General features: G+C 59.0%; 23 protein-coding genes and 2 tRNA genes. 13 read left to right on the forward strand and 12 right to left on the reverse strand.

Going from position 1 to position 24998, the window contains the following annotated elements; all coding sequences use genetic code 11:
• The first annotated feature begins 143 nt into the window (after nucleotides 1-143).
• Nucleotides 144-218, forward strand: a tRNA-Glu gene (locus CHB75_RS00725).
• Between the two features lie 663 nt (nucleotides 219-881).
• Here CHB75_RS00725 and CHB75_RS00735 read toward each other — a convergent pair.
• Nucleotides 882-2831 carry a hybrid sensor histidine kinase/response regulator gene (locus tag CHB75_RS00735; RefSeq protein ID WP_089268601.1) on the reverse strand — a complete coding sequence of 650 codons (1950 nt, stop codon included), beginning with the start codon at nucleotides 2829-2831 and terminating at the stop codon, nucleotides 882-884.
• 486 nt (nucleotides 2832-3317) lie between these two features.
• Nucleotides 3318-3401, reverse strand: a tRNA-Tyr gene (locus tag CHB75_RS21575).
• 133 nt (nucleotides 3402-3534) lie between these two features.
• Here CHB75_RS21575 and rlmB point away from each other — a divergent pair.
• Nucleotides 3535-4314: a 23S rRNA (guanosine(2251)-2'-O)-methyltransferase RlmB gene (rlmB, locus tag CHB75_RS00740; RefSeq protein ID WP_089268602.1), complete on the forward strand. Its 780-nt coding sequence runs from the start codon at nucleotides 3535-3537 to the stop codon at nucleotides 4312-4314.
• Here the strand turns inward: rlmB and CHB75_RS00745 are convergent.
• On the reverse strand, nucleotides 4311-5240 hold the full coding sequence (locus tag CHB75_RS00745; RefSeq protein WP_089268603.1) for a hypothetical protein: 930 nt from the start codon (nucleotides 5238-5240) through the stop codon (nucleotides 4311-4313). The genes rlmB and CHB75_RS00745 overlap by 4 nt on opposite strands.
• A gap of 274 nt (nucleotides 5241-5514) precedes the next feature.
• Between CHB75_RS00745 and ribB the strand changes: the two genes are divergently transcribed.
• Genes ribB through nusB form a run of 3 tightly spaced genes read left to right on the forward strand, consistent with a single transcriptional unit; the run spans nucleotide 5515 to nucleotide 7672 of the window.
• On the forward strand, nucleotides 5515-6642 hold the full coding sequence (gene ribB, locus CHB75_RS00750) for a 3,4-dihydroxy-2-butanone-4-phosphate synthase (protein ID WP_089268604.1): 1128 nt from the start codon (nucleotides 5515-5517) through the stop codon (nucleotides 6640-6642).
• Entirely contained in the window at nucleotides 6642-7193 is a 552-nt protein-coding gene (locus CHB75_RS00755; RefSeq protein ID WP_089268605.1) for a 6,7-dimethyl-8-ribityllumazine synthase, read from the forward strand. Before ribB ends, CHB75_RS00755 begins: the two co-directional genes overlap by 1 nt.
• A complete protein-coding gene (gene nusB, locus CHB75_RS00760) occupies nucleotides 7190-7672 on the forward strand; it encodes a transcription antitermination factor NusB (RefSeq protein ID WP_089268606.1) in 483 nt (160 codons plus the stop codon). The genes CHB75_RS00755 and nusB overlap by 4 nt, the downstream gene beginning before the upstream one ends.
• Before the next feature lie 834 nt (nucleotides 7673-8506).
• Here the strand turns inward: nusB and CHB75_RS00765 are convergent.
• Nucleotides 8507-9247 carry a COG3904 family protein gene (locus tag CHB75_RS00765; protein WP_089268607.1) on the reverse strand — a complete coding sequence of 247 codons (741 nt, stop codon included), beginning with the start codon at nucleotides 9245-9247 and terminating at the stop codon, nucleotides 8507-8509.
• Nucleotides 9247-10611 carry an AAA family ATPase gene (locus tag CHB75_RS00770; RefSeq protein WP_089268608.1) on the reverse strand — a complete coding sequence of 455 codons (1365 nt, stop codon included), beginning with the start codon at nucleotides 10609-10611 and terminating at the stop codon, nucleotides 9247-9249. Before CHB75_RS00770 ends, CHB75_RS00765 begins: the two co-directional genes overlap by 1 nt.
• Before the next feature lie 112 nt (nucleotides 10612-10723).
• On the opposite strand from CHB75_RS00770, the gene CHB75_RS00775 reads away from it, so the two are divergent.
• Nucleotides 10724-11182 carry an MmcB family DNA repair protein gene (locus tag CHB75_RS00775; RefSeq protein WP_089268609.1) on the forward strand — a complete coding sequence of 153 codons (459 nt, stop codon included), beginning with the start codon at nucleotides 10724-10726 and terminating at the stop codon, nucleotides 11180-11182.
• On the opposite strand, the gene CHB75_RS00780 is transcribed toward CHB75_RS00775, so the two are convergent.
• Entirely contained in the window at nucleotides 11179-11379 is a 201-nt protein-coding gene (locus CHB75_RS00780) for a DUF6324 family protein (RefSeq protein WP_089268610.1), read from the reverse strand. The two genes, CHB75_RS00775 and CHB75_RS00780, sit on opposite strands and share 4 nt — an antisense overlap.
• A gap of 81 nt (nucleotides 11380-11460) precedes the next feature.
• On the opposite strand from CHB75_RS00780, the gene CHB75_RS00785 reads away from it, so the two are divergent.
• Nucleotides 11461-11985, forward strand: a complete 525-nt coding sequence (locus CHB75_RS00785) for a GNAT family N-acetyltransferase (protein WP_425439477.1) — start codon at nucleotides 11461-11463, stop codon at nucleotides 11983-11985.
• Here CHB75_RS00785 and CHB75_RS00790 read toward each other — a convergent pair.
• Nucleotides 11982-12281 (reverse strand): DUF6476 family protein, encoded by a 300-nt coding sequence (locus tag CHB75_RS00790; RefSeq protein WP_089268611.1) that lies wholly within the window; start codon nucleotides 12279-12281, stop codon nucleotides 11982-11984. The two genes, CHB75_RS00785 and CHB75_RS00790, sit on opposite strands and share 4 nt — an antisense overlap.
• On the opposite strand from CHB75_RS00790, the gene CHB75_RS00795 reads away from it, so the two are divergent.
• The 3 genes from CHB75_RS00795 to CHB75_RS00805 all read left to right on the forward strand — a co-directional run bounded on the left by CHB75_RS00795 (nucleotide 12280) and on the right by CHB75_RS00805 (nucleotide 15547).
• Nucleotides 12280-13305 (forward strand): RluA family pseudouridine synthase, encoded by a 1026-nt coding sequence (locus CHB75_RS00795; protein ID WP_089268612.1) that lies wholly within the window; start codon nucleotides 12280-12282, stop codon nucleotides 13303-13305. The genes CHB75_RS00790 and CHB75_RS00795 overlap by 2 nt on opposite strands.
• A gap of 182 nt (nucleotides 13306-13487) precedes the next feature.
• On the forward strand, nucleotides 13488-14384 hold the full coding sequence (rpoH, locus tag CHB75_RS00800; RefSeq protein ID WP_089268613.1) for an RNA polymerase sigma factor RpoH: 897 nt from the start codon (nucleotides 13488-13490) through the stop codon (nucleotides 14382-14384).
• A 194-nt stretch (nucleotides 14385-14578) separates the two neighbouring features.
• Entirely contained in the window at nucleotides 14579-15547 is a 969-nt protein-coding gene (locus CHB75_RS00805) for a Gfo/Idh/MocA family protein (RefSeq protein ID WP_089268614.1), read from the forward strand.
• A gap of 66 nt (nucleotides 15548-15613) precedes the next feature.
• Here the strand turns inward: CHB75_RS00805 and phaZ are convergent, their stop codons facing one another.
• Nucleotides 15614-16879 carry a polyhydroxyalkanoate depolymerase gene (gene phaZ, locus CHB75_RS00810; RefSeq protein WP_089268615.1) on the reverse strand — a complete coding sequence of 422 codons (1266 nt, stop codon included), beginning with the start codon at nucleotides 16877-16879 and terminating at the stop codon, nucleotides 15614-15616.
• A 109-nt stretch (nucleotides 16880-16988) separates the two neighbouring features.
• On the opposite strand from phaZ, the gene CHB75_RS00815 reads away from it, so the two are divergent.
• The 3 genes from CHB75_RS00815 (at nucleotide 16989) to phaR (ending at nucleotide 20126) form a co-directional block, all read left to right on the forward strand.
• Nucleotides 16989-18791: a PHA/PHB synthase family protein gene (locus CHB75_RS00815; protein ID WP_089268616.1), complete on the forward strand. Its 1803-nt coding sequence runs from the start codon at nucleotides 16989-16991 to the stop codon at nucleotides 18789-18791.
• A gap of 119 nt (nucleotides 18792-18910) precedes the next feature.
• Entirely contained in the window at nucleotides 18911-19363 is a 453-nt protein-coding gene (locus CHB75_RS00820; protein WP_089268617.1) for a phasin family protein, read from the forward strand.
• Nucleotides 19364-19577: 214 nt separating this feature from the next.
• On the forward strand, nucleotides 19578-20126 hold the full coding sequence (phaR, locus tag CHB75_RS00825) for a polyhydroxyalkanoate synthesis repressor PhaR (RefSeq protein WP_089268618.1): 549 nt from the start codon (nucleotides 19578-19580) through the stop codon (nucleotides 20124-20126).
• 104 nt (nucleotides 20127-20230) lie between these two features.
• Here the strand turns inward: phaR and CHB75_RS00830 are convergent, their stop codons facing one another.
• The 4 genes from CHB75_RS00830 to CHB75_RS00845 form a co-directional block, all read right to left on the reverse strand.
• Nucleotides 20231-21421 (reverse strand): DegT/DnrJ/EryC1/StrS family aminotransferase, encoded by a 1191-nt coding sequence (locus CHB75_RS00830; RefSeq protein WP_089268619.1) that lies wholly within the window; start codon nucleotides 21419-21421, stop codon nucleotides 20231-20233.
• A gap of 84 nt (nucleotides 21422-21505) precedes the next feature.
• On the reverse strand, nucleotides 21506-22810 hold the full coding sequence (locus tag CHB75_RS00835) for an NAD(P)/FAD-dependent oxidoreductase (protein WP_089268620.1): 1305 nt from the start codon (nucleotides 22808-22810) through the stop codon (nucleotides 21506-21508).
• 82 nt (nucleotides 22811-22892) lie between these two features.
• Complete coding sequence (locus tag CHB75_RS00840) at nucleotides 22893-24254, reverse strand: glutamine synthetase family protein (RefSeq protein ID WP_089268621.1); 1362 nt, start codon at nucleotides 24252-24254, stop codon at nucleotides 22893-22895.
• The gene (locus CHB75_RS00845; protein ID WP_089268622.1) at nucleotides 24251-24934 is read right to left on the reverse strand and encodes a type 1 glutamine amidotransferase; all 684 of its coding nucleotides are present in this window, start codon (nucleotides 24932-24934) and stop codon (nucleotides 24251-24253) included. The genes CHB75_RS00840 and CHB75_RS00845 overlap by 4 nt, the downstream gene beginning before the upstream one ends.
• Between the last annotated feature and the right edge of the window lie 64 nt (nucleotides 24935-24998).

Below are 24998 nucleotides of genomic sequence, written 5' to 3' on the forward strand. Positions count from 1 at the left end.
CCTTTGTTATTCATGTCTTCCCCGATTGTTTTCGACAATTTGACGGGGACACGGAAAAACTTTTGCATCGAAGGCGTTTTTTCCAAAATTAGCGCTTGCGCATGTAGCAGGGTTTCCCTAAAACCCGCCTCACGCCAAGGCATGGCCCGTTCGTCTATCGGTTAGGACGTCAGGTTTTCAACCTGAAAAGAGGGGTTCGACTCCCCTACGGGCTGCCACTTTACCTTAAAGACGCTTGATTTATTGGTCTAGCTGTCTTCGAGTAGCGCCTGATAATCGGGCAGTGGGCACCTTGCCACTTCTTGGCCTCCTCGACGCGCTCAATGCTGATCTCGGTAACGCACCTTCGCTCGATGTATCGGGCGTGGGGAGCCGACGACTTGAAATCTGAGTACGAGAGCCGCGCAGCAATCCCATAGACTGACGCGGCGAACTCATGCGCTGTCGTCTTCAGAATGCCGTGCTGGGAGCTTGTTAGCCGCGTCTTTTTTGGGTTGTGCCGGTCTTCTGTCGACCACCCCCACATCCTTGAAAAAGCTGCCTTGGACTGCTCACTTCGCGATCCTGTTTCAAGGCTCTTCTTGGACGCGGATGGCGCGCCCTTTCCACTGACTAGAAAGGCATTTTGATGTCATTCCCGCAGGTCACGCTCCTATATGAGCTCGCGCATAATCGGCACCCTCGGCATCATCCCCGCCCAGAAACAGAGGATTTCTGCGCAAGTTCTACGACCATGTCCCGTTACAAACGGGAGGATTGCGCGGCGACCCTCCGACATCAAAAGGTTCACTGCTTATATGACCGGGAAATTCTCTGGCGCGTGCACTGTTTCAGCGGCCTGTCAGGTCGAAGCCAATCGATCAGGAATAGAAATGGGGATATCAAGTTTTCTCTTTAACTTGAATCAGCGCTTTGGACACCGCACGGAGAAGGTCCAGGCGGCTTACCGGTTTCATCAGCCGGATATCCGAGGGCTTTAACCCATTGCCGTGTATTGTTGCCTCTGACGCGTAGCCGGACAGGAAGATGCATGGGATGTCCGGATCTATCGACCGGATCGCTTTTGCCAAAGCAGGACCCTGAAGTTTGCCGGGCATAACAACGTCTGACAGGAGAAGGTCAAACCGGCCGGAGGATTTGAATTTCTGCAAACCTTCATCGCCGCTTGTTGCGGTCGTTACCGCATATCCTGCACCCTCCAAAACGCGTTTCAGGATGCGGATGACATCTTTTTCATCCTCTACAACGAGGATTTCGGCGCGTTTGCCTACTGGATGAAGCGGTTCGGTAATCTCACTTTGGGGGGGCGTTTCGGGTTGCATCGCGGCCTTGAAGTATAGCTTGAATGTCGTCCCAACACCAACTTCGGAATGTACGCGGATCGCGCCACCGGATTGTTTGATAAATCCATGCACCATCGAAAGCCCCAAGCCAGACCCTTGGCCAACGGGCTTGTCGGTGTAGAAAGGCTCAAAGATTGCGTCGATCTTTTCGGGCGGAATGCCGTGTCCGGTATCACTGATCGCCAGCATTACATAGCGGCCGGGCGCTATATCCTCGTCTCGCTGATTGAAGTATTCTTCGCCGATCCTCATATTTGCGGTCTCGATTGTCACCTTGCCGCCTGCGGGCATTGCATCGCGCGCGTTCAGTAGAATGTTGATGATCGCGTTCTCGACTGAGGCGGCGTCCAATTCAACATCCCAAATCCCGGCCATGAGCGCGTTTTCGACATCGATCGTTTCGGGCAAAACCCGGCTGGCCCAAGCCATCGTCTTTTGAATGCTCTGGTTCAGATTCAGGCGCCTGGGTTCAAGATGGGCGCGCCGGGAAAAACTGAGCAGGTTTTTTGTCAGATCCGCGCCGCGCTTGGTTGCCTTGATTGCTTCTCCAATAAGGTCCCGCCAGTCATCGGCCTGTCCATTTTCGAGGCTCAGCTCCAGATTTCCAAGAATAATGGCCAGCAAGTTGTTGAAATCATGTGCCACGCCACCAGTAAGAGTGCCAAGTGCTTCGATGCGCTGCGACTGGCGCAGACGTATCTCGGCCTGGCGCAATTCGGTTAAATCTATGCTGGTGCCGACATTTTCGACCACGTCACCGTTGTGATCAAAAATCGGCTCTTCGAATTCCCGGATATACCTTATCTCGCCGTTTGGACGCACTGCACGATATTCAAAAATAAGGGCCTCACCAGAGTTTATCCGGCCGATAGCGTCCAGGACGATGTGGTGATCATCACTGTGCACGTAGAAAAGTTCCGGATTCGGTCCAGCTGCCCTAGCGCAATATTCGTCAGGTGTGAGGCCAAAATGCGCGGCGTGCTGATCCGAGCAGAAATCACAATTTCCGGTTTTCACACTGAATGAGTAGTGGCCGACGCCTGCGATACGGACGGCGGTGCTTAGCCTTGCTTCGCTCTCGGCAACCTTGGTAGCCTGCCTGCCCTTTTCAACCTTCTCTCTGTCCAGCAAGGATTCGAGGATTTTTTCGTTTTCGCGCAAGGATTTTACGCTGGTATCGCGCTGGTCTTTCAAACGCCCAAGTAGGGTGCCGATGGAAAAGATCAGCGCCGAACCAATAGCTGCTTGCGGTACACCCCCCGTTAGACTGGGGGGGCCAAATTGTTCAAAATACGCTCGGACGACAAATAGTGCTCCCATGCTTCCGGCAAGAAGCCCGGCGCGCTGTCCACCAAAAGCGCCTGCAATTGTGACGCAGACAATAATAGTTAAAAACGGTACGGGAACAGAAATCCCAGTGCCCATGCTGGTCTCAACCAAAAGGATCGCAACGGCGGCGGGGAGGGCCCATAGCAGTTTGGTCAGCATGGTGCGATCCGGGCTAAGCAGTTGCTTCCAATCATTTAATGCAGCGCCTCTCGACCTCACCAGACCACTCGTCACAGGACAACACGGCGTCCTTACAGATGCGTGAACTCTAACGACGCAAGGTGCAATGTGTTGGATAATTTTGCAAACTGATTACACAAAAGGTGCTAGTGAGCTATAAATGACTATTCTCTTGGACCGTCGGCGTAGTAAAAATCACGATGCATATGGGGCTGTCCGTGTAAAATATATCCTAGTAGCTAATAAAATTCGTCGCCACACAAACCCTTGCTAGCGGGTGTCTGAGTTCCTCAGGAACATGCTCTGTTGAGGTCTCGCGACACGGTCGTGGTCATAGGCCGGGGGGCAAGCAGGCATTGATATTTCTTGGATCGAAGAAAACCGATACATGAAGAGTCAAACCCGCTTAGCCCGTTTGACAATCTGCCCTGAGGGGCCAGGATTTTTTGATATTGGGAAGGAAAATGGTGGGCGACCCTGGAATCGAACCAGGCGTGCGTCTCCGCGAGGGAGTTACAGTCCCCTGCCACACCTTGCGGCCTGTCGCCCACTGTCAATGCACCGGGGTGCGTTGACGTGAGGGGGTGATTACTCGGGCATAAATCCGGCGTCAACCGGAAAATCCCTTGCGGTCGTCGTCGGCTTTGCCCATGGTCCCGCGGATCTCGAAAAGGGCCGGAACATGGTGAAAAAACCCAAATGGGTCGTGGAAAAAGAACAGTCGCGCAAGGCGTCGGCGGCTGAGACGGTGTGGCTTTTCGGGCTGCATGCGGTGCGCGATGCTCTGATGAACCCGAAACGCGAAAAGCTGCGGCTGATCGTGACGCTGAATGCGCAGAGCAAGCTGGAGGACGCGATCGCCACCGCAGGGATCGAACCCGAAATCAGCGATCCACGCCGGTTTTCCGCGCCGCTGGATCCGCAGTCTGTGCACCAGGGGGCCGCGCTTGAGGTGAAGGCGCTGAATTGGGGGCGGCTGGAAGATGTGGCATTGGGCGACGGCACGCGTCCGCCACGGGTGCTTTTGCTGGACCGGGTGACTGATCCGCATAACGTCGGCGCGATTCTGCGTTCGGCCGAGGTATTCGGTGCCTGTGCGGTTATCGGCACGCTACACCACAGCGCGCCCGAGACCGGGGCCCTTGCAAAAACAGCCAGCGGCGCGCTGGAACGGCAGCCCTACCTGCGGGAACGCAATCTGGCCGATACGATGGAGCGGCTGAAGGTCATGGGCTATTTCATCGTGGGACTGGATGGCGAGGCCGAGCAGACCATCGAATCCGCGCTGGAAGGTCGGCGTGACCGGGCCGTGGCGCTGGTGCTGGGGGCCGAGGGGCCGGGGCTGCGTGAAAAGACCAAAGAGACTTGTGATGCCTTGGTGAGGATCGATTTCGCGGGCGATTTCGGGTCGCTCAACGTGTCCAACGCAGCGGCGGTGTCGCTTTATGCGGCGCGTGGTTAAGGTTCGTCGGCCAGCCAGCCGATGAACCGCCCCTTGGTCAGCCAACTGAACCCGAAGGCGAGCAGCGCGATGGCTTCTGCCCAGAACGTGAAGTTACTGGCGTCATAGGAGCAGTCTTTTGCGCCTATGCAGGCCGCGTATTTGAAGATCAGTGCAAAAACGGCGGCAAAGATGGTGATGCCCGATGTGACGTAGATCACGTTGCGCATCTTTTTCTTGAAGCCGGTTGAGGTGGCGGTCTTCATCGACTTGGCCGATTGTACGCGCGTGAAGACGAATAGCGAAAAGTAGCCGAGGATTGAGAACATCACGCCAGCGGCCAGGCTGTGGATCAGCGCAGTGAAAGGGATGCCGGAGATCGCCCCAAGGTCAAAGCCGATGACCGCCTGATTGACACTCTGTGTTCCGCTCCTAAAAAGTCCACTGCCAGGCGCGGCCACGTAAAAGGCGCGCATCGTATCGTCAGACAAAGAGCAGCCTGACCCGTTTGTGGGCATGAGGGCGATCAGAAATGCCATTGCCCCGGCGATCTGGGCCAGCCGCAGGTCGCGTTGGCTGAAACGGCGGTATTCATCGACCTGGCTGACCGCCTCAACGCCTACGGCGGCATCGGGGACGGTGAAGAAGAACAGCATGAGCATGCCGATCAGGAACAGCGCGCCGACAAAAAGATCGCCGCCGATGGGGCTGTAGTAATAGTGGCTGATCGAATCCAACCCGTTGTTCTGCGCGCAGGTACCCAGCAGAAAACCGGGCAGCCAGACCGCAAGCGGCAGGCAGGCCGCTGTGTAACCGACGCCAAGGTTCACCCGGCGCAGGCTGACGGTGAAAGGCAGGGAATCGATTGGCGCCAGGTTGGACCGTGCAGGGGCGATGGGGGCTGTCAAATCTGCTGCGACCGGGTCGCTATCGCGGGAATCGGGCATGTTTGAAATCCATTTTCATCAATTTGAATAGTGTATCACAGGCTGCGCGTTTGTGCCGTTTTCCTTTGCAGGGATGGCTCTTGTCGCGCCCCCATGGGCAGCTCGCCGTCCCTGACGGTGCGATCGCGCGCGCTAATCAGCCCTGACTGCCCCAGTGCCATACGCTTTGGCGGCTCCTCGCCCCGTCACGTCGCACTGGTCAATTGCGTCTGTGTGGCTTATCTGGCGCGTAACCCTTGGCCGCACCCGTGGCGGCGACATTTGCGGAGGTCCCATGGCGGATTACGAAACCCCCGGTTCAGTCGAAGAAAGCTGGAAAGACGCGATCTCATCCGTCGAAGAGATCATCGAAGATGCACGAAACGGGCGCATGTTCATTCTGGTCGATCACGAAGACCGCGAGAATGAAGGCGATCTGGTGATCCCGGCGCAATGGGCGACGCCGGATGCGGTGAACTTCATGGCGCTCTACGGACGCGGCTTGATCTGCCTTGCGATGACTGCCAACCGTGTCGAACAGTTGGGCCTGAAGCTCATGTCGACCAACAATTCGTCGCGCCACGAAACGGCTTTCACCACCTCGATCGAGGCGCGCGAAGGGGTGACAACCGGCATTTCCGCTGCTGACCGGGCCAAGACCATCGCCGTGGCGATTGACGCCTCAAAGGGTGAACAGGACATCGCGACGCCGGGGCATGTGTTCCCTCTGCGCGCGAAAGATGGCGGCGTGCTGGTGCGTGCGGGCCATACCGAAGCGGCGGTGGATGTGGCACGGCTTGCCGGTCTGAACGCGGCCGGTGTGATCTGCGAGATCATGAACGAAGACGGTACAATGTCGCGGTTGCCGGAACTGGTCGCGTTTTCGCAGCGCCACGGGCTGAAGATCGGCACGATCAGTGATCTGATTTCCTACCGGCGGCGCAACGACAACCTTGTGCGGGTGCGCAAGGAAGAAGTGATCACCTCCGAATTCGGCGGCGAATGGAACATGCGGATTTACACGGATGAAACCCATGGCGACGAACACATCGTCCTGACCAAGGGCGACCTTTCCGGCGACGCGCCGATACTGGTGCGCATGCACGCCATGGACCCGATGCTGGACGTGATCGGCACCGGACCAAAGGGTCGTGCGTCCGAGTTCCATCACGCGATGGAGGCCGTCGCCCGCGAGGGACGCGGTGTTGTCGTGCTGCTGCGTGACACGGCGATGAAGCTGGACCACCATGATGACGTGTCGCCCAGAACACTGCGCCAGTATGGCCTGGGCGCGCAGATTCTGTCCTCACTTGGACTGTCGAAATTGACGCTGCTGACCAATTCGCCGACGCCCAAGGTTGTCGGGCTTGAAGCCTATGGTCTGGAAATCACTGGAACCCAGAAAATCTCGGAGCTTGGATAATGGCCGCTAGTGAAGCGCACTACACCCTGCCGCGCGCAGAATTCGACAAGCCGGTGAAGATGCTGATCGTGGTCGCGCCCTATTACCGCGCCATCGCCGATCAGCTGTTGGCTGGCGCACGGGCCGAGATCGAAGCATCCGGCGGGACACACGAAACGGTCGAAGTGCCCGGAGCGCTGGAGGTTCCGACCGCCGTCGGCATCGCCGAACGGCTCAGCAACTTTGACGGCTATGTCGCGCTGGGGTGCATCATCCGGGGTGAGACGACTCATTACGACACGGTGTGCAACGATTCCTCGCGCGGGCTCGCACTGCTGGGCCTGCAGGGGTTGTGTATCGGCAACGGCATCCTGACGGTCGAGAATATGGCCCAGGCTGAAGCGCGCGCCGAGGCGGCAGGACAAAACAAGGGTGGCGGTGCTGCCGCTGCGGCCTTGCATCTGATCGCGCTCAGCCGTAAGTGGGGCGGCCAGCGCGAGGGCGTGGGGTTCAAACCCGCCCGGGACGAATACCAGATCGCTGCAAGCATCAAGGGCAAGACCTCCGCATGACCACGCCATCCACCGCCCCTTCGGGGAACATGAAGCGCAAGATGAAATCGGCGGCACGGCTCTATGCTGTGCAGGCGCTGTTCCAAATGGAGCATTCCAGCCAGACCGTCGATCAGGTGCGGCTCGAGTTTCTGGATCACCGCTTTGGCGAGATCTATGAGGGCGACGAGATGATGGAAGGCGATGTCGATCTGTTTACCAAAACGATCGAGGATGCCGTGGCCTGGCAGGGCAAGATCGACCAGATGGCTGACCGCGCCATCGTTGCGAAATGGGCGATTGCACGGATCGACCCGACGATCCGCGCACTTTTCCGCGCCGCCGGGGCCGAGCTGGTCAATTCCGACACGCCGCCACGGGTCGTGATCAAGGAATACGTTGATATTGCCGGCGCGTTCTATCCTGATGGCAAGGAACCCAGCTTTGTGAATGCGGTGCTGGATCACATGGCGCGCGAGGCGCGTCCCGAAGCATTCTGACCAGGCATGTCTGTCCAGCGTTTCCGGAACAAAGCCCGCCCCGGGGATTGAACGGCTTTTCATTGCAGACCACTGATAATAGCGCTCCAGTATTCTGGCGCGCTATTTCTATTTTCGGCACGGCCCATGGTGATGGCTCACATCCTCAAAATACACTCATCTGTGCCAGGTGAGGGGCGTTTGTACCGTTACCCGCGCAGTTTATCCGCGCCCGGAAAGATTTTGCGTTGCACTCGGAAGCGTCAGGCTGGATTTGAAATGTCGGCGTTTCAATCGGTTGCATGGTGGTCTGGTATTTTTCGTGAGGGATGATCGTGACATAGGATAGGAAGTGACGCTGCTAAAAATATGTAGCTGCCATCCGGAAGCTTCGGGATCTGCAGGCGTTCGTGAAGAGGATCGAAGCGGGGCCGAGATCAAAGGCCTTTTGTGGATCCTCTTAGCGAAATGCCGCAGCGCCCATGAGACCGGTCCCGGGACTGCGTTTCAGATTGCAAAAAACGCCCCCCATTTCTGGCGGGCGTTCTTCAGTGGCGGGAACCGCAGCAACCGTGTGGTTATCTCATTCCCGAGGACCTGTATGTACAGGTGGGCGTCAGGTAACCGGACCAGGATCCGGACAGAGCCAACTCCCTCGGAATTGCTTAAGGCCACCGGAATGCAACCATAAACGAGAAGAGCAGAAACCCGCCACCGCACAAGTTAGGCGCTGGGTGGACCTTCGACAAGGGGCATCGGCGCGGATTGTGTGTCAGTTTTACAGCTTCGTTCCCAAAGCATACTTTTCCCCGAGTCGGGATGGCGGTCGCCGCCGGGTCGGCCTGTCCTGCGCTATTATTCCGAACCGACAAATCCATAGCGTTCAAGCTCTTCGGGTAGAAGAATATAAATCTCGTCCGAGGGTGTGGTCAGCGCGTGTCGCATGACCAGTGGGTCTATTCCCATTTCTTCTAGATAGATCATAACCTCGCCCTGACCGCGCTGGATGTCTTCGACTGCGGCAAAGGCGGGCAAGAGGGAGCTTTTACCAAAATAGTGCTGGTGAACCCCGACCGACGCGCCTTCGGCTATCTGCCGTCCGACGCCGCCGACAAACAGGTAGGGGCACGCGGAATAGCAGAATTCGCCGTCCAGTATCCGGGTATCGATCCCAACTTCGCGCAGGTATCGCCCCAGTTCCAATGCAGCCTGCACCGATCCGCCGGGGCTTTGCAGTATCAGCGTCTCGATCGGCGTTTCGGCGGCGTCGATCTGGGCGCGGATGCGCGCAGCATCGCCGCTTTCAATGCCGCCCTCCAGCCGCCACATGCCGCCGCTGTCCTGTGTCAGGGTCAGTCGGTCGGGCAGGGCATCCGCGTCCCGGAGGGGGGACTGTGGCGGGCGGTCGCGGGAGGGGTTGAATGTGCGGCGCTGATCCCCGGGGTGCACTGGTTCGCTGAGTCGGGGGGCGCTAGGGCCGAAATTCGGCAACCGGAAGCCGCCTTCGCGTATGTCGTCCAGCACCAGCAGCGCGCCGATGCCAAGCTGGACCACCAACGCGCCGGTCAGCACCCGCGAAATCGAGAAACTGCGCATCAGGCGGTTTTTCCCGGGAGGCGGGAGATGTCTGCGTGTTGGGCGGCGGAGTCGGCTGGGGTTTCTGCGCTGCCTTCAGCCACCGTCGTCGATGGCTCAGGTGCCGCAGCCTGCGCTGTCAAGGCGGGGTCCGGTCGAAAGCTGATCGCCTCTTCGACATCGCGCACGGCGCTAAGGGCAGCCCGTAGTTCGGCAATGGTCATGGTGTCCTCGACCCCAACGCCTTCACGTCCCGATCGGATGGCGGATTGGGTAATGGCAAGGATAAAGACAAGAACGGCAGGCAGCAGGTCAATGGCAATGGCGCCGGCCCAGGACGGCACGAAATTGCGGGCATAAAGGATTACGGCGTCGGCCGAAGAGATCGGCGTATAGGTAACCTCTTCCGCCGGTTGCAGGGCCAGAACGTCTTGTGCGGCCCGTTCCAGCGTCGTGGCGCGCTGCGAAAGTACCTCAAGGACGGATGTGATAGTGGCGGCCTGGCTGCCACGGTTCGCCTCTGTCCCGCCGTCGAGCTCCGGCAGGACGACCGAGGCCGACAGGTCCTGCGCCGCGCGTTCGACCAAAGCCGCGACAGAAAGCTGGCGCATCTGCGCGATGAGGCCCTGCAGCTGCACGGCGGATTCAGAGAATTCGACCGAGCGCGCCTCGACCGGGCCGGGTTCAACGGTAAGGGCACGCATCCGCGACAGGATGCTGTTGCCTTGGGCAAAGGCCTGTTCAACCAGCGGCGTCTGGGCGGCGATCTGTGCCTCAAGGCCAGAGAGTTCAGAGGCTTTCTGCCGCAACACGCGGAACACCGCGCCGCGCCCTGCAAGGCCGGACAGCGAACCGGCGGCCTCTTGTTCGGAAAGGTCTTCAAAACTTTGGCGGACGCGGGCGACATCGCGTTCCAACGACTGACCGGTCAGAGCAACCTCGTGTACCCGTTCCAGTGACGACTGGTAGTCCTGCACGGTCTTGGCAAGGTGCTGTTCAACGGCCGCCGATCCGGCCAGCGCTGCCGCATTGAGCCAGGAAGACATGGCGATGATCGCCAGAGAGCCAAGGCCCATGGAGGCCAGCAACCCGGCCTTTGCCCCCTTGGACCGCACCGCCGGGAAAAGCCGCATGAGGTAGGACCAGAATACGAAAATACCGACTGACACCGCGACGGAATAAGCGATCGCGGCAAAGACCGACATCGCGCCGTTGTCATCGAGGAGCGTGGAAACCCCAAGGTAGGTGTAGATCCCCGAGGCCACGGCCAGAACGCCCAATGCGGTGCCCGAGAAGGTTTCGAGCCAACTGAGGTGGTTTTCCAACTCGCGGGCATAGCGCACGCCGCGCGCCTGGGCCGAGGTCAGCCTGGTGTCTTCGGTCATGTCGGCTCCTTCGAGGGATACGTATTTTGCATAATCTAAGCGTCAGTGGCCACGATGGAAGGGTTCTGTGGTGGGGGTTGCATTTGTTCACCTATTGTTCGTACATTTACCTATGTCCATGCAGCCTGATATTCCCCTGATGCCCGGCCAGTTGCTGGCACGCGGCGTGTGCCGCCACCTGGCGAGCCACGGATTTTCCGTGATCGAAGAGTTCACGCCAGAGCGCGGCAAGCGGGTCGATGTAATGGCGCTGGGTCCGAAGGGCGAAATCTGGGTGGTCGAATGCAAGTCGAGCCGCGCGGATTTCATGTCGGACGTCAAATGGCAGGGTTATCTTGACTGGTGTGACAGATACTTCTGGGCCGTGGATCAGGAATTTCCCACCGATCTGCTGCCCGAGGGCACCGGTCTGATCATCGCGGATGCCTACGATGCCGAAATCCTGCGAATGGCACCCGAGGCAAAGCTGGCAGGGGCGCGGCGCAATGCCCTGATTCGCCGGTTCGCCGCACATGCTGCGCAGCGGCTGCAATTACTACGGGATCCCGACTTTGGGCTGGGATCGAGTTAGCGCTTGCCGCGCGGCTTGACCTTGCGGGCGGCGGCGGCGGCGGCGCGGATTTCCTCGGCGATTTCGTCGGCCTCTTCGGGCGTGAAGTCCATCGGGATTTCGAGTTGATCGGTCAGGACGAAGAGACGCACCATGCCAATATCGGTGGGACCTATCTGAAGGTTGGCTTCGACGTCGCGTTCGGTATTGATGCTCATGGCGCGCTCCGGGGGCGGGGGCCGCGCATCCGCCCATGCAGGCGTCTTTGCGGCGGTCTGTATCAAGGGCGTTTCCCTACGATGCAGACCGTTGAAATGCAAGCGCGGACCGGGTTACCTAATGCCATGGTGGTAACGTTGCGAGATCTGGAAGCAGGCGATGTCGGCTGGCTGGTTGCGCAGCACGGCGAACTTTACGCGCGTGCCGAAGGCTTTGACGAAAGCTTTGGTCCGCTGGTGGCTGGTATCCTTGAAACCTATCAACGTGAACGGGATCCTGCCTGCGAACGGGCCTGGATCGCCGTGGAGGACGGTCAGCGGCTGGGGAGCATCTTTTGCGTTCGCCAAGATACAGAAACCGCCAAGTTGCGGCTGTTCCTTCTGACGCCTGCCGCTCGCGGAAAGGGGCTTGGCCTGAGGCTGTTGCAGGCCTGCATGGGCTACGCACGCGAAACGGGATATCGCCGCATGGTGCTCTGGACCCACGAAAGCCACAAGGCGGCCTGCGCGCTTTATGCCCGTAACGGCTGGCGGCTGGTCGAGTCGAATCCGGTGCACAGTTTCGGCGTGGATCTGGTGGAGCAGACTTGGGAGGTCGACCTTTAATCGACGTCGATTGTCTGGCGCAGGACACCCGTGCTGCGATCGAAGATCAGTATGTGATTGTCGCCCGTCACCACCGCGTACCAGTCCGGCCCTTGGGTGAATGCCGTGGCTGTGGCCCCGTCCGGCAAAGTGATTGTATCGGGCAAAGGCGCACTGCGGTCACGGTAGCGGATGACAATCAGCGTGATGATGATTAGAAGCCCGACGATCATGGTGGCTGTCAGCGTCGTGACAAGCAACCGCAGGAATTTCAGATTGGCCGGCTCGGGCAGGGGCGGCTCGGGGGTATCGGTCATGGCGTCCAACGTTTTGCGGGTGGTGATTGGCGCGGCACCGCCGCCGCGCCTTGATAAGGCGCTGGCGCGCGATGTGCCAGAGGAAGCGGCGCTGTCGCGCACAAGGCTGGCCCGGCTGATCGCCGAGGGCCATGTGTCCTGCGGCGGCGCTGCACTGGCCGATCCCAAGGCCAAGGTGGCCGAGGGTGACGAAATCGACATCGTTCTGCCGGAAGCCGAAGAGAGTCATATCGGCCCCGAGCCGATAGCCCTGGACATCGTCTATGAAGATGCGGACCTCATCGTCGTGAACAAACCCGTAGGCATGGTGGTGCATCCGGCGCCGGGTTCGCCCTCGGGGACGCTGGTAAACGCCCTGCTGCATCATTTCGGCGGCAATCTGTCCGGCGTGGGTGGCGAAAAACGCCCTGGGATCGTGCACCGCATCGATAAGGATACCAGCGGGTTGCTGGTGGTGGCTAAATCGGACCGCGCCCATCATGGCCTCGCGGCCCAGTTCGAGGCTCATACAGCGGCACGATCCTACCTCGCGCTTTGTTATGGGGTGCCAGACACCGGTGATCCCCGGCTGCGTGGTATCCGCGGGGTGTCGGCCGAGCCGGGGGCGGTGATCAAGGTGACGACTCAACTGGCGCGGCACCGGACGGACCGGCAGAAACAGGCTGTGTTCTTTGGACAGGGCAGACATGCGGTGACGCGGGCGCGAGTGCTCGAGAGTTTTGGGACACCGCCGACCCTCGCGCTGCTGGAATGCCGTCTGGAAACTGGGCGCACGCACCAGATTCGCGTGCATATGGCGCATATCGGGCACGGGCTTGTGGGTGATCCGACCTATGGCGGGCGGCGCAAACTGGCGGCTTCTGCTGTATCACCCGAGGCCGCCGAGGCAGTGCAGCGGTTTTCTCGTCAGGCGCTGCATGCGGCAGAGCTTGGCTTTAAACATCCTGTCAGCGGGGAATGGATGCAGTTCGAGGCCCCCCTGCCAGAAGATATGGAGAACCTCATTGCGCATTTGCGCGCCTGAGGGGCTCTCACAAACAGCACATGCGCGTGAGCGCACTGACATAGGGATCCACATCGCTGCCGTATGCGTTAAGCTCTCTTTAACGAATGGCGCGCTATGCGCTTGAAACCCCTCGGGCCGCTGCCCATATGTATGTTAAGCGTTTATACATTGCGCGGCCCCGACAAATGGAGGGAAGAGGGATGAGTAATTATGGCAATCTGCCGGCCCCGTCACCGGAAGGTGGGCTGAGCCGTTATCTGCAACAAATTCGGAAATTCCCGCTGCTTGAGCCGGAAGAAGAATACATGTTGGCCAAACGCTGGGTCGAAGAGCAGGACACCGAAGCGGCCCACAGGATGGTCACGTCTCACCTGCGGTTGGCAGCAAAGATCGCGATGGGTTATCGCGGTTACGGTTTGCCTCAGGCCGAAGTCATATCTGAGGCGAATGTCGGCCTGATGCAGGCGGTAAAGCGCTTTGATCCCGAAAAAGGCTTCCGTCTGGCGACCTACGCGATGTGGTGGATCCGGGCCTCGATTCAGGAATATATCCTGCGGTCCTGGTCGCTGGTGAAGATGGGCACGACCTCGGGCCAGAAGAAGCTGTTCTTTAACCTGCGCAAGGCCAAGTCAAAGATCGGCGCACTGGAAGAGGGCGACCTGCGCCCGGAACATGTAACCAAGATCGCAACCGATCTGGGCGTGACCGAAACCGAAGTCATCTCGATGAACCGTCGTATGTCGGGGGGCGATGCGTCGCTGAACGCGACTGTCGGTTCCGAGGGCGAAGGATCTATGCAGTGGCAGGACTGGCTTGAAGACGAGGACGCCGATCAGGCCGGCGACTATGCCGAGCGTGACGAGCTTGAGGCCCGCCGCGCCCTGCTTGCCAGTGCGATGGACGTGCTGAACGACCGGGAAAAGGATATCTTGACCCAGCGGCGTCTATCCGATCAGACCGTGACGCTTGAGGATCTGAGCACTCAGTACAACGTCAGCCGCGAACGTATCCGTCAGATCGAGGTGAGAGCCTTCGAAAAGCTGCAGAAGCGGATGCGCGAGTTGGCGCGTGATCAAGGGATGATGTCTCAGGCCTGATCCTGTACGTTTGCCAAATGTCAGATGGCGGTCGGGTTTCCCCGGCCGCCTTTTTTTCGGCTCGTTAGGAATATTTTTCGTCTCCGGCGGCGAATTTTTGAACTAGTAAACCTACGCTGGGCCATGGTCAGACGCTCTGGCTTTTCCGGTCTTGTTCGCGCTAACTGTGGTGTCATCAGGATAGGGAGCGGGACATGTCGAAAACGGTAAGATGGGGCATTCTGGGAGCGTCGAATTTCGCAAAGCGCCAGATGGCGCCGGCCATTCATCTGGCGGCGGGAGGCGAATTGGCAGCGCTTGCGACATCAGATCCGGCCAAGGCGGTGGATTTTGTCAGCATGGCGCCGGGCTTGCAGCTGTATGACAGCTACGAGGCGCTTCTGGCAGATCCGGGGATCGACGCGGTCTACATTCCGCTGCCGAACCATCTGCATGTTGAATGGGCTACAAAGGCGGCCGAAGCGGGCAAGCATGTGCTCTGTGAAAAGCCCATTGCGCTGGAGGCGGGCGAGATCGACGATCTCATCGCGCTGCGCGATCGGACCGGCCTGCTGATCGCCGAGGCCTATATGATCGTGCATCACCCGCAGTGGATCAAGGCGCAAGCCCTGTATCGCGACGGGGTTCTGGGGCAGATCCGTCGCGTTGCAGGGACCTTCAGCTACAACAACCCGGATCCGGGCAATATCCGCAACCGCAAGAATATCGGCGGCGGTGGTCTGCGTGATATCGGCGTTTACATCTTTGGCGCCACGCGTTTCGTCACCGGAGAAGAGCCCGAGGCGATTCTTTCAACGCAGATTGATTGGGACGGCGACGTGGATACCACGGCGCACCTGACTGCACAGTTCCCGTCGTTCCATTACACCGGCATGGTTTCGATGCGTCTGGCGCCGTTTCAGGAGATGGTATTCCATGGCGACAAGGGGCTCATGAAGCTTTCGGCGCCGTTCAATGCCGGCAGTTACGGCGAAGCGCGGATTGACCTGTCCGGCGCAGACCAGGCATCGCAAGTGTGGCGGTTCACTGCGGACAACCAGTATGTGCAGCAAGTCGAAGCCTTTAACACTGCGGTTCGAGGCGGGGCAGAGTTCGCCTGCCCGCTGGAGTTTTCGCGCGGAACGCAGGCGATGATGGATATGGTGTTCGACGCGGCACGCTGAGGCGGAGCGTAAAAAGGCCCGACAGGTCATCCTGCCGGGCCTTTGAAAAATTACTGGAGTTTTGCGTCAGGCCGCGTTGCTGTTTGCCGCTGTCGGCTTTTTACCCGAGTTCGCATCGATGAATTCAAGCACCAGTGGGCGAATGTTATTACGCCAGCTCTTGCCGGCGAAGATGCCGTAATGGCCCGCACCCGGTTCCAGATGGCTTGCCTTCATCGAATCGGGCAGGCCGGTGCACAGGGCAAGCGCCGCGATGCACTGACCGGGGGCCGAGATATCATCGTTCGCACCTTCGACGGTCTTGACTGCGACCTTGGTGATCTTTCCGATATCCACTGGTTTGCCGTTCACGACGAATTCGTTCTTTGCAATCTCGCCGTTCTTGAAGATCCGTTCGACGGTCGAGAGGTAGAATTCGCCCGGCATGTCCATCACGGCGAGGTATTCGTCGTAGAAACGGTTGTGGGCGTCGTGGTCCGAGGCCTCGCCACGTGCAACGCGCATGATCTGATCGCCAAAGGCCTTGGAGTGGCGGTCCAGATTCATAGAGACGAAGGACGAGAGCTGCAGGAGGCCGGGGTAGACAAGCCGTCCGACACCCGGATAAGAAAAGCCAACGCGTTGAATTGCGGTCTCTTCCAGTTGACCCATCGTGACGCGCCGTCCAAAGTCAGTGACATCCGTCGGAGTTGCATCGGGGTCGATAGGACCGCCAATGAGCGTGAGCGAACGGGGCTGCGCGTCGGGATCTTCCTCGGCGAGGTAGGCGGTGGCCGCCAGTGTCAAAGGCGCTGGCTGGCAGACCGCGATCACATGAGTGTCGGGACCTAGATGGCGCATGAAATCAACAAGGTAGAGGGTGTAATCCTCAATGTCGAATTTGCCGGCGCTGACGGGCACGTCGCGGGCATTGTGCCAATCGGTGACATAGACCTCGCAGTCGGGAATAAGCGAAATCACAGTCGACCGAAGAAGCGTGGCGTAGTGGCCGGACATCGGTGCAACCAGAAGTATCTTGCGCTTTTGTTCGGCGCGGCCAGCAACATCGAAATGAAGCAGATCGCCAAAGGGGCGTTGAACCACCGTTTCAATGTTGACGAGATGATCCCTGCCGTCGGCACAGGTGATAGAGCGTATGCCCCAGTCCGGCTTGGCATTCATCCGCTCAAAGCTGCGCTCCGCCACTTCACCCCACGCAGCCATCCATTGGATCGCCGGGTTGGAAAAAAGCGCGAATGCAGGGTAAGACGCAACGGTACGCGCCGTGGCGCCCATCCATTGATTTGTGTTCCTGATGGTCTCCATCAGGTCGTATGTGGCCATGTGGCGCATGATGCGTCTCCTTTGTTTCGGAGTGGGGTCCGAGCTAAATCGTCGCTTTGCCCCCCGACTGAGGCGACGGTATTCTGCACAGCAGCGAAGATAGGGGGGAAATCTCGCAATGACAACTAATGACATCGTCGCATCCGAAGATCTGGAGCGGCTGAATGAAAACTTGACCAAAGTAGAGGCGCTGACCCAGAGGCTTCTTTCGGCGATGGGCAGCAAGCAGCGTGTGAACCCCGCCCTGTCTGGCCCCGGGCAGGAATTGTATGGCAAGGCGCTGAAGGCATACTGGCAGGAATGGGTTCATAATCCGTCAAGAATCCTTGAACATCAGATTAGTTTTTGGGGCAGATCCGTCACTCACTTTGTCGAGGCGCAGCAGGCACTGGCCAAGGGCAAACTTGAGGCACCTGCGGATCCCGGCCCCAAGGACCGGCGGTTTTCCAATCCGATGTGGGACAGTCATCCCTATTTCAACTTTATCAAGCAGCAGTACCTGATCAACGCCGCAGCAGTGCAAGAGGCGGTCGAAAAGATCGATGACATGGAGCCGCTGGAAAAGCGGCGGCTGCGCTACTTTGCGCGCCAGATCGTGGATATGATGGCGCCGACCAACTTTTTCTCGACAAATCCCGACGCACTGCAAAAAGCGGTCGAGACCGATGGCGCGTCGTTGGTCAAGGGGCTTGAGAATTTGGTGGCGGATCTGGAAGCCAACAATGGCGAGTTGGTGGTCCGCCTTGCCGACGAGAGTGCGTTTGAGATCGGCAAGAACATCGCCACCGCCAAGGGCGAGGTGGTCTATCGCAACCGGATGTTGGAGCTGATTCAGTACAGCCCCACCACCGAAAAGGTGCGCGAGATACCAATCGTGCTGTTCCCGCCGTGGATCAACAAGTTCTATATCCTTGATCTCAAGCCCGAGAACAGCCTGATCCGCTGGGTTGTTGATCAGGGCTATACCCTGTTTGTAGTCAGCTGGATCAACCCGGACGAAAGCTATGCTGACGTGGGGCTCGACACCTATATCGACGAAGGATTTCTGACGGCCATCCGCGAAGCCAAGGCAATCACGAAGCAGGAAAAGGTCAACGCTGTTGGCTACTGTATCGCCGGCACGACGCTAAGCCTGACCTTGTCGCTGATGAAACAGGATGGGGACAAATCGGTCAAATCCGCGACTTTTTTTACTGCGCTGACTGATTTCAGCGATCAGGGAGAGTTCACACCCTTCCTGCAAAACGACTTTATCGACGGCATCGAGAACGAGATTGGTGATACCGGGCTGCTCAAGTCCTTCATCATGGCACGGACCTTTTCTTATCTGCGCTCGAACGATCTGATCTATGGTCCTGCCATCAAAAGCTACATGATGGGTGAGACGCCCCCGGCCTTTGATCTGCTGTACTGGAATGGGGACGGGGCGAATCTGCCGGGCAAGATGGCGGTGCAGTATTTGCGCAAGCTGTGTCAGGACAACAAGTTCGCTGATGGCGGTTTCGAGTTGATGGGACACACACTAAACCTGAAGGACGTGTCGGTTCCGCTGATGTCGATAGCCTGCGAGACGGATCACATCGCTGCCTGGAAGGATTGCTATCGGGGCGTGCAGAAGATGGGCAGCCGATCCAAGACCTTTGTGGTTTCAGAGTCCGGGCATATCGCTGGCATCGTCAACCCGCCCAGCAAGAAGAAGTACGGCCATTATACAAACGATGATATGAACCTCTCACCTGATGAGTGGCTGAAGACGGCAGAGTTCACCAATGGTTCCTGGTGGCCGCGGTGGGAGGCTTGGCTGGCAAAGCGTTCGGGCAAGTGGATTGAGGCCCGTCAGCCCGGTGATTCGGCGCATCCCAGCCTCGAACCTGCTCCGGGAACCTATGTAAAGATCAAGGCAACCAAGCCAAATCAATAGGTTGCAGAATTTTGCTGCAGCGCGGCATTTTTCCTTGAAATGCTGCACTGCAGCATGCATATTAGGGGCAGCTTAAGGAAAGGCGGGGTGGGCCCGCCATAAGCAAAAGGATCAATACAATGGTTGCTAAAGCACAAGATTTCACCGCTGCCATCAAAGACATGATGGGCGCATTCCCCGTGGATACGAAGGCTATGGACGATGCATTCAAGACAACAGCAACTCTGAGCGAGAAGCTTTCGGGTGTGGCTCTGGAAGCGGCCAACAAGTCGTCCGAGATTTCGTCCAAGTGGGCAAAAGAAACTCTGACCAAGCTGTCGGAAATGTCCAAAGCCAAGTCCGAGCCGGCTGACTACGCCAAGGCGATGACCGACTTTGCATCTGCCCAGGCCGAAACCGCTGCCGAGAACATGTCGGCTTTCGCTGAAATTGCGAAGAAGATCCAGATGGACACCGTCGAGCTGATGATGGCGGCTGGCAAGGACATCACCGAGGATGCTTCCGCGGCCATCAAGAAAGCTACTAACGACGCGACTGCCGCTGCGAAGAAGGCCACAGCTCCGGCAAAGTAAGTTTTGGACAGTTTAGCTAGTATTCAAAGCACGCACAGCTTTGAGAATTGCACCATTCTCCTCCCAAGTGGTGCAGTTCGGTGGGCGGGATCTTCGGATCCCGCCTTTTTTACGTGCAGCATAGTGTCTGTGCATATGCGCAAAGCTTGGCCTTTTCTTTTGTGCAACAGCCGCCTAGACTTTGCTGCACCGCTGCATCTTTGGGAGGGACTTCGTGGCTGATCCAGACAAACCGCTGCTGATCAAACGCTATGCCAGTCGCAGGCTGTATAACACTGAGACCAGCGATTACGTAACGCTTGAAGATATTGCCGGATTTATCCGCATCGGCCGTGAGGTGAAGATCGTCGATCTGAAATCTGGCGATGATCTGACCCGTCAGTACTTGCTGCAAATCGTGGCCGAGCACGAGAGTAAGGGTGAAAGCGTGTTGCCGATCAATGTCCTCACCGACCTTGTGCGCAGCTATACGACACAGGCGACCAGCGTCGTCCCGCAGTTCCTGGCACAAAGCTTTGAGATGTTTCGCGACAGCCAGTCGAAGTGGGTCGAGAACATGGGTTCGATCAATCCGATGACAAAGGTGCCCGGATTCGAGGCGGTGCAGGCTCAGCAGGAAGCCTTTATCAAGGCCATGACCGGCACTGTGGGCAAGCAGTGGTCTGGACCCGAAGCCGAGGAAGAGGGCACCCCCGAGGATCTGGACGCAATAAAGAAAGAGCTTGCTGCGCTGCAGAAGAAGCTCAACAAGCTGGGCGGCTGAAACATCCTTTCGAAAGTGCCGCGTCTGGTGACGGCACGAGGGGCCAGCCCCTCGTGCTCTCCGGAGGAATTATGGACAGATGACGACGCAAAGGTTTCGGCGGATCAGGTGGCATAAGCCTTCTGCCGGTCCATTACCTGATGCGCCGCACTGAGCAGGGCATCCGCCACCGCCGAACATTCGTCGAGCGTGAGTCGCGCAGGCAGCCGGGTGTCGCAGGCCCGCATGAGCATGGCGCGGGTTCGGGGCAGGTCAGGCAGATCGGGCAGAAACTTCCAGTTCCAGAACGCCCGAGCATTGTCGACGCTCAGCCCGAAATTCTGCACCTTGACGCCCGCAGCGCCTGCCACGTTGGAAAAGTCCAATACCTGCGAATCCGACATGCCGCATAGATTGAACTGCAGCGAATCCGGCGCGCGCTGTTCCTGCGGCAGCTTGTCGGGGACTTCGATCCAAGGGCAGGCGTTCAGCGCCGCGGCAACATGGTCATGGTTGCGCCGCCCGTCTGTCACACGGCGTGCGATATGCGGCAGCTGCGGGCGGATGACCGCGGCTGCGAGGTTGGACAGGCGCAGATTATAAAGCGGCAGTTTGTTTTGCCATTTCGTGCAGGCAGCCCCGAGTACCGGATGTTTGGCCCAGTTGTGTTCGTAGGCCCCGGACATGATGATCGCGCGGGCCACAAGTTCCGCATCGTCGGTCACAAGAATCCCGCCTTCGCCGGCATTGATCAGCTTGTAGCTTTGAAAACTGAAGCAACCAATCCGGCCCAGAGTACCGATATTACGCCCGCCCCAAGTTGTCCCCAGACTATGGGCGGCATCCTCGATCACCGGGATCTGGCGGGCATCGCATAGCGCCAGAATCGCATCCATATCCGAGGTGTGACCGCGCATATGGCTGATTATGACCGCCTGCACCCCGTCCAGCCGGGCGGCGAAATCATCAAGGTCGATACGGTAGTCACCGCCAACTTCGCACAACACCGGGATGCAATCGGCATGCACCACAGCCGAAGGCACTGCGGCGAAGGTAAAGCCGGGGATGAGCACTTTGGCGTCGCGCGGCAGATCCAGCGCCTTGAGCGCAATAAACAGTGCAGCCGAGCAACTGCTGACCGCCAGCGCGTATTTCGATCCCAACTGCGCGGCGAATTCGGCTTCCAACAGGCTGACTGGCGCGTCTGCGGGCGCGTGGTACCGGAACAGGTCGCCTGATCTGAGCAGCCTGTCGATTTCTGCGCGGGCTTCCTCGGGGATCGGTTCCGCATCGTGCATGTCCGGGATCGGCGTCATTTTCAAATTCCTGAAGGTCAGTGTCAGGTTTTGTAAATCAGGCGTGGAACTTCCCCAAGTGAAAATCCTGTGACGGAATCGCGGTCACACACCCAGCCGATCGCGCAGGGCGTACCAAGTCATCGCGAGGACAAGAAGCGGATTGCGCATCGCCGGACCACCGGGGAAGGCGGGCAGGGGCACGGAGGCCAGGGTGTCGAACCCTTCGGCCTGGCCCTGGATCGCCCGCGCCATGAGCTGACCTGCGTGCACTGCGGTGCCGACTCCATGCCCGGAATAGCCTGTGGCCGAGAGCATGTTCGGCGCCGGGCGGGTGAGGTAGGGCATACGCTTCATGGTGATCGCCAGCGTGCCTCCCCAAGCGTAGTCGAGCTTGACGTCGCTGAGGTGTGGAAAGACCTTGAGCATCGGTTTTGACACCACTGATCGGATGTCGGAAGGAAAACGGTAGCCATAACTTTCGCCACCGCCGAACAGCAGGCGTTTGTCATGGCTCAGGCGGAAATAATTCACAACGAAACGGGAATCGGCAACGGCTACGTCCCGGGTCAGCACCTCTTGGGCACGCGCTCCCAGAGGTTCGGTTGCGACAATGAAATTGTTGATCGGCATGACCCGCGCCGCGACCCTGCGTTCCAGCCCCCCAAGGTAGCCATTCGCCGCAAGGATCACGTGCCGCGCGCTCACCCGGCCTGCATCGGTTTGAACCGTGGCCGGATCGCCCTTGACGATGTGATGCACATGGCTCGTCTCATGGATCCGCACACCCGCCGCTGTGGCGGCACGGGCCAGGCCTTGTGCAAAGCGCAGGGGATGCAGATGTCCGGCGCCCATATCCAAAATTCCGCCTTTGTAATCGGGCGAAGGGCAAAGCGCGAAACAGGCGTCCCGGTCCAGCGTCTCGATCTGGTCATAGCCATAGCGCTGCGACAGGTGTTCGGCATATCCATGCAGATCGCCAACGTCGGTTTCCGCTGATGCCGTCCAGGCCACGCCGGGTTTCAGATGGCAGTCGATCGCGTGTTCGGCAATCAGCGACTTGACCAGCGCCTTGGCGTCCTCACCCAGTTCCCAGAGCTTGCGGGCATGGTCCGCGCCCAGCATCGACTCGAGTACCTTTTGATCCTGCCGCTGGCCCGATCCAAGCTGCCCGCCATTGCGCCCCGACGCGCCAAAGCCGACGCGATGTGCCTCAAGCAGAACCACGTCCAGACCGGCCTGCGCTAGATGTAGCGCCGCCGACAGGCCGGTGTAGCCGCCGCCAACAATGCAGACATCCGCCCGCGTCTCGCCCTTGAGCGGGGCAAATGGTTCTAAGGTGTCCGCCGTCGCGGCGTACCAACTCTGCGGATACTGGCCGCGTTTGTCATTGGAAAACAGCAGATCCATCCGCTCGGCTCCCCTGTTTCTTCTCTTCGAAAAATAAGCCGGCGGACCGGGGGCATCGCCCCGGTCCGACAATGATACTGGCTCAGACGTTCAGCAAAAGATGCTCGCGTTCCCATGGGGAAATCACCTGAAGGAACTCTTCATACTCCGTCCGCTTCACGATGGAATAGACCCGCGCGAATTCCGGCCCCAGCACCTCGTGAAGGTCCTTGGAGGCGTCGAACAGATCCAGCGCCTGACCAAGCACGCGGGGGATGTCGCCCTCGCCTTCATAGGCATCGCCTTTGAACTGCTTGGTGGGGCGCAGTTCCTGCATCATGCCCAGATAGCCACAGGCGAGCGAGGCCGCGATGCCAAGGTAGGGATTGCAGTCCATGCCCGCGATACGGTTTTCGACCCGGCGCGATTCCGGCCCCGACAGCGGGATACGGATGCCAGTGGTGCGGTTGTCGCGGCCCCATTCCAGATTGATCGGTGCTGCGTGATCTTTTACATAGCGGCGATAGCTGTTCACATAGGGCGCCATCACAGCCAGCGCTGCCGGCATGTGCGTCTGCAGTCCGCCGATGAAATTGAAAAACGCATCCGTTTCACCACCCGCTGGGCCGGTGAAGATGCTTTTGCCAGTCTCCATGTCCAGCACCGAGTGGTGGATGTGCATGGCTGAACCGGGTTCATCGGCGATGGGTTTTGCCATGAAGGTGGCGAAACAGTTGTGGCGCAGCGCTGCCTCGCGGATCAGGCGTTTGAAAAAGAACACCTCGTCCGCCAGCTTGACCGGATCGCCATGGGCCAGGTTGATCTCCAATTGGCCGGCGCCACCTTCCTGGGTGATGCCATCAATCTCGAATCCCTGCGCCTCGGCAAAATCGTAGATATCGTCGATCACCGGGCCGAATTCGTCCACTGCCGTCATCGAATAGGCCTGACGTGCGGCTGCGGGGCGGCCAGAACGGCCCATCATCGGTTCAATGCTTTTGGCCGGGTCGATGTTTCGCGCGACCAGATAGAATTCCATCTCGGGCGCAACGACCGGCTGCCAGCCCTGCGCCTTGTAAAGATCACAAACCCGTTTCAGCACGTTGCGCGGTGCGCAGCCAACTGCTCGGCCCTTGCGGTCATAGGCGTCGTGGATGATCTGGAGCGTCCAGTCGCCAGTCCAGGGGGCGGCAGTGGCCGTGGACATGTCCGGCTTCAGGATCATGTCACGTTCGATGAACCCTTCGTTCTCGTCCGCCGCCTCACCCCAGTCGCCGGTGATGGTCTGGAAAAAGATCGAATCCGGCAGGTGGAAATACTTTTGCCGTGCGTATTTTGATGCCGGAACCGCCTTGCCTCGGGCAATGCCGGGCAGGTCCGAGATGATGCATTCGACCTCGTCCAGGCGTCGGTTTTCAAGGAACGCCTTTGCAGCCTCGGGGAGGGCGTCTGTCCAGTCGGTCATGCTATCCTCTTTTCGGTAAAGAACAGGGCGAACATCTCGGCAAGCCGCACGCTGTCGGTATCGTTGTCGAGCTGGGCCAGAGCGTCCTGGCGCAGGTCTTCGGGCACCACGCCGGGGGCGCGGGTTTCGAGCAGACCCTTGATATAGGTACGGTTGATCTCGGGGTGGGGCTGGATGGTGAAGGCCCGGTCGCCATACAGAACGGCGGCATGCGTGCAGAAATCGGTGCTCGAGATGTTCTGCGCGCCCTCGGGCAGGGCAGTTACCTGATCCTGATGCCAGGCGTTCAGGTTCAGGGTCTCGCCGTTGATTTCATAGGCGGTGCGGCCAACGGACCAGCCGCCGCCGTATTTCTCGACTTTGCCACCAAGAGCCTGTGCGATGATCTGGTGGCCGAAACAGACCCCGATCAGCGGCAGGCCCGAGGCGTAGATGTCGCGCACCAGCTGTTCCAGAGGCGCGATCCAGGGGTGATCTTCGTAAGCGCCAAAGCGCGATCCGGTGATGAGCCAGCCGTCGGCGTCTTCGGGGCCGTCGGGAAATTCGCCGTCCACTACAGCGTAGTTCTGGAATGTGAGACCGCGCCCGGACAGGAACTGGGCGAAGATTTCTGGATAGTCGCCATTCTCGGCGACAAGGTCATCTGCGACGTGGCCGGTTTGCAGAATGCCGATTTTCATAAGGCACCATTTTTTAGGAATGTCATAACAAAGCTAGGGATGCGGCGGACAGGCGACAAGGGGG

Origin of the sequence: Puniceibacterium sediminis, from assembly GCF_900188035.1 — a bacterium.
GTDB lineage: Bacteria > Pseudomonadota > Alphaproteobacteria > Rhodobacterales > Rhodobacteraceae > Puniceibacterium > Puniceibacterium sediminis.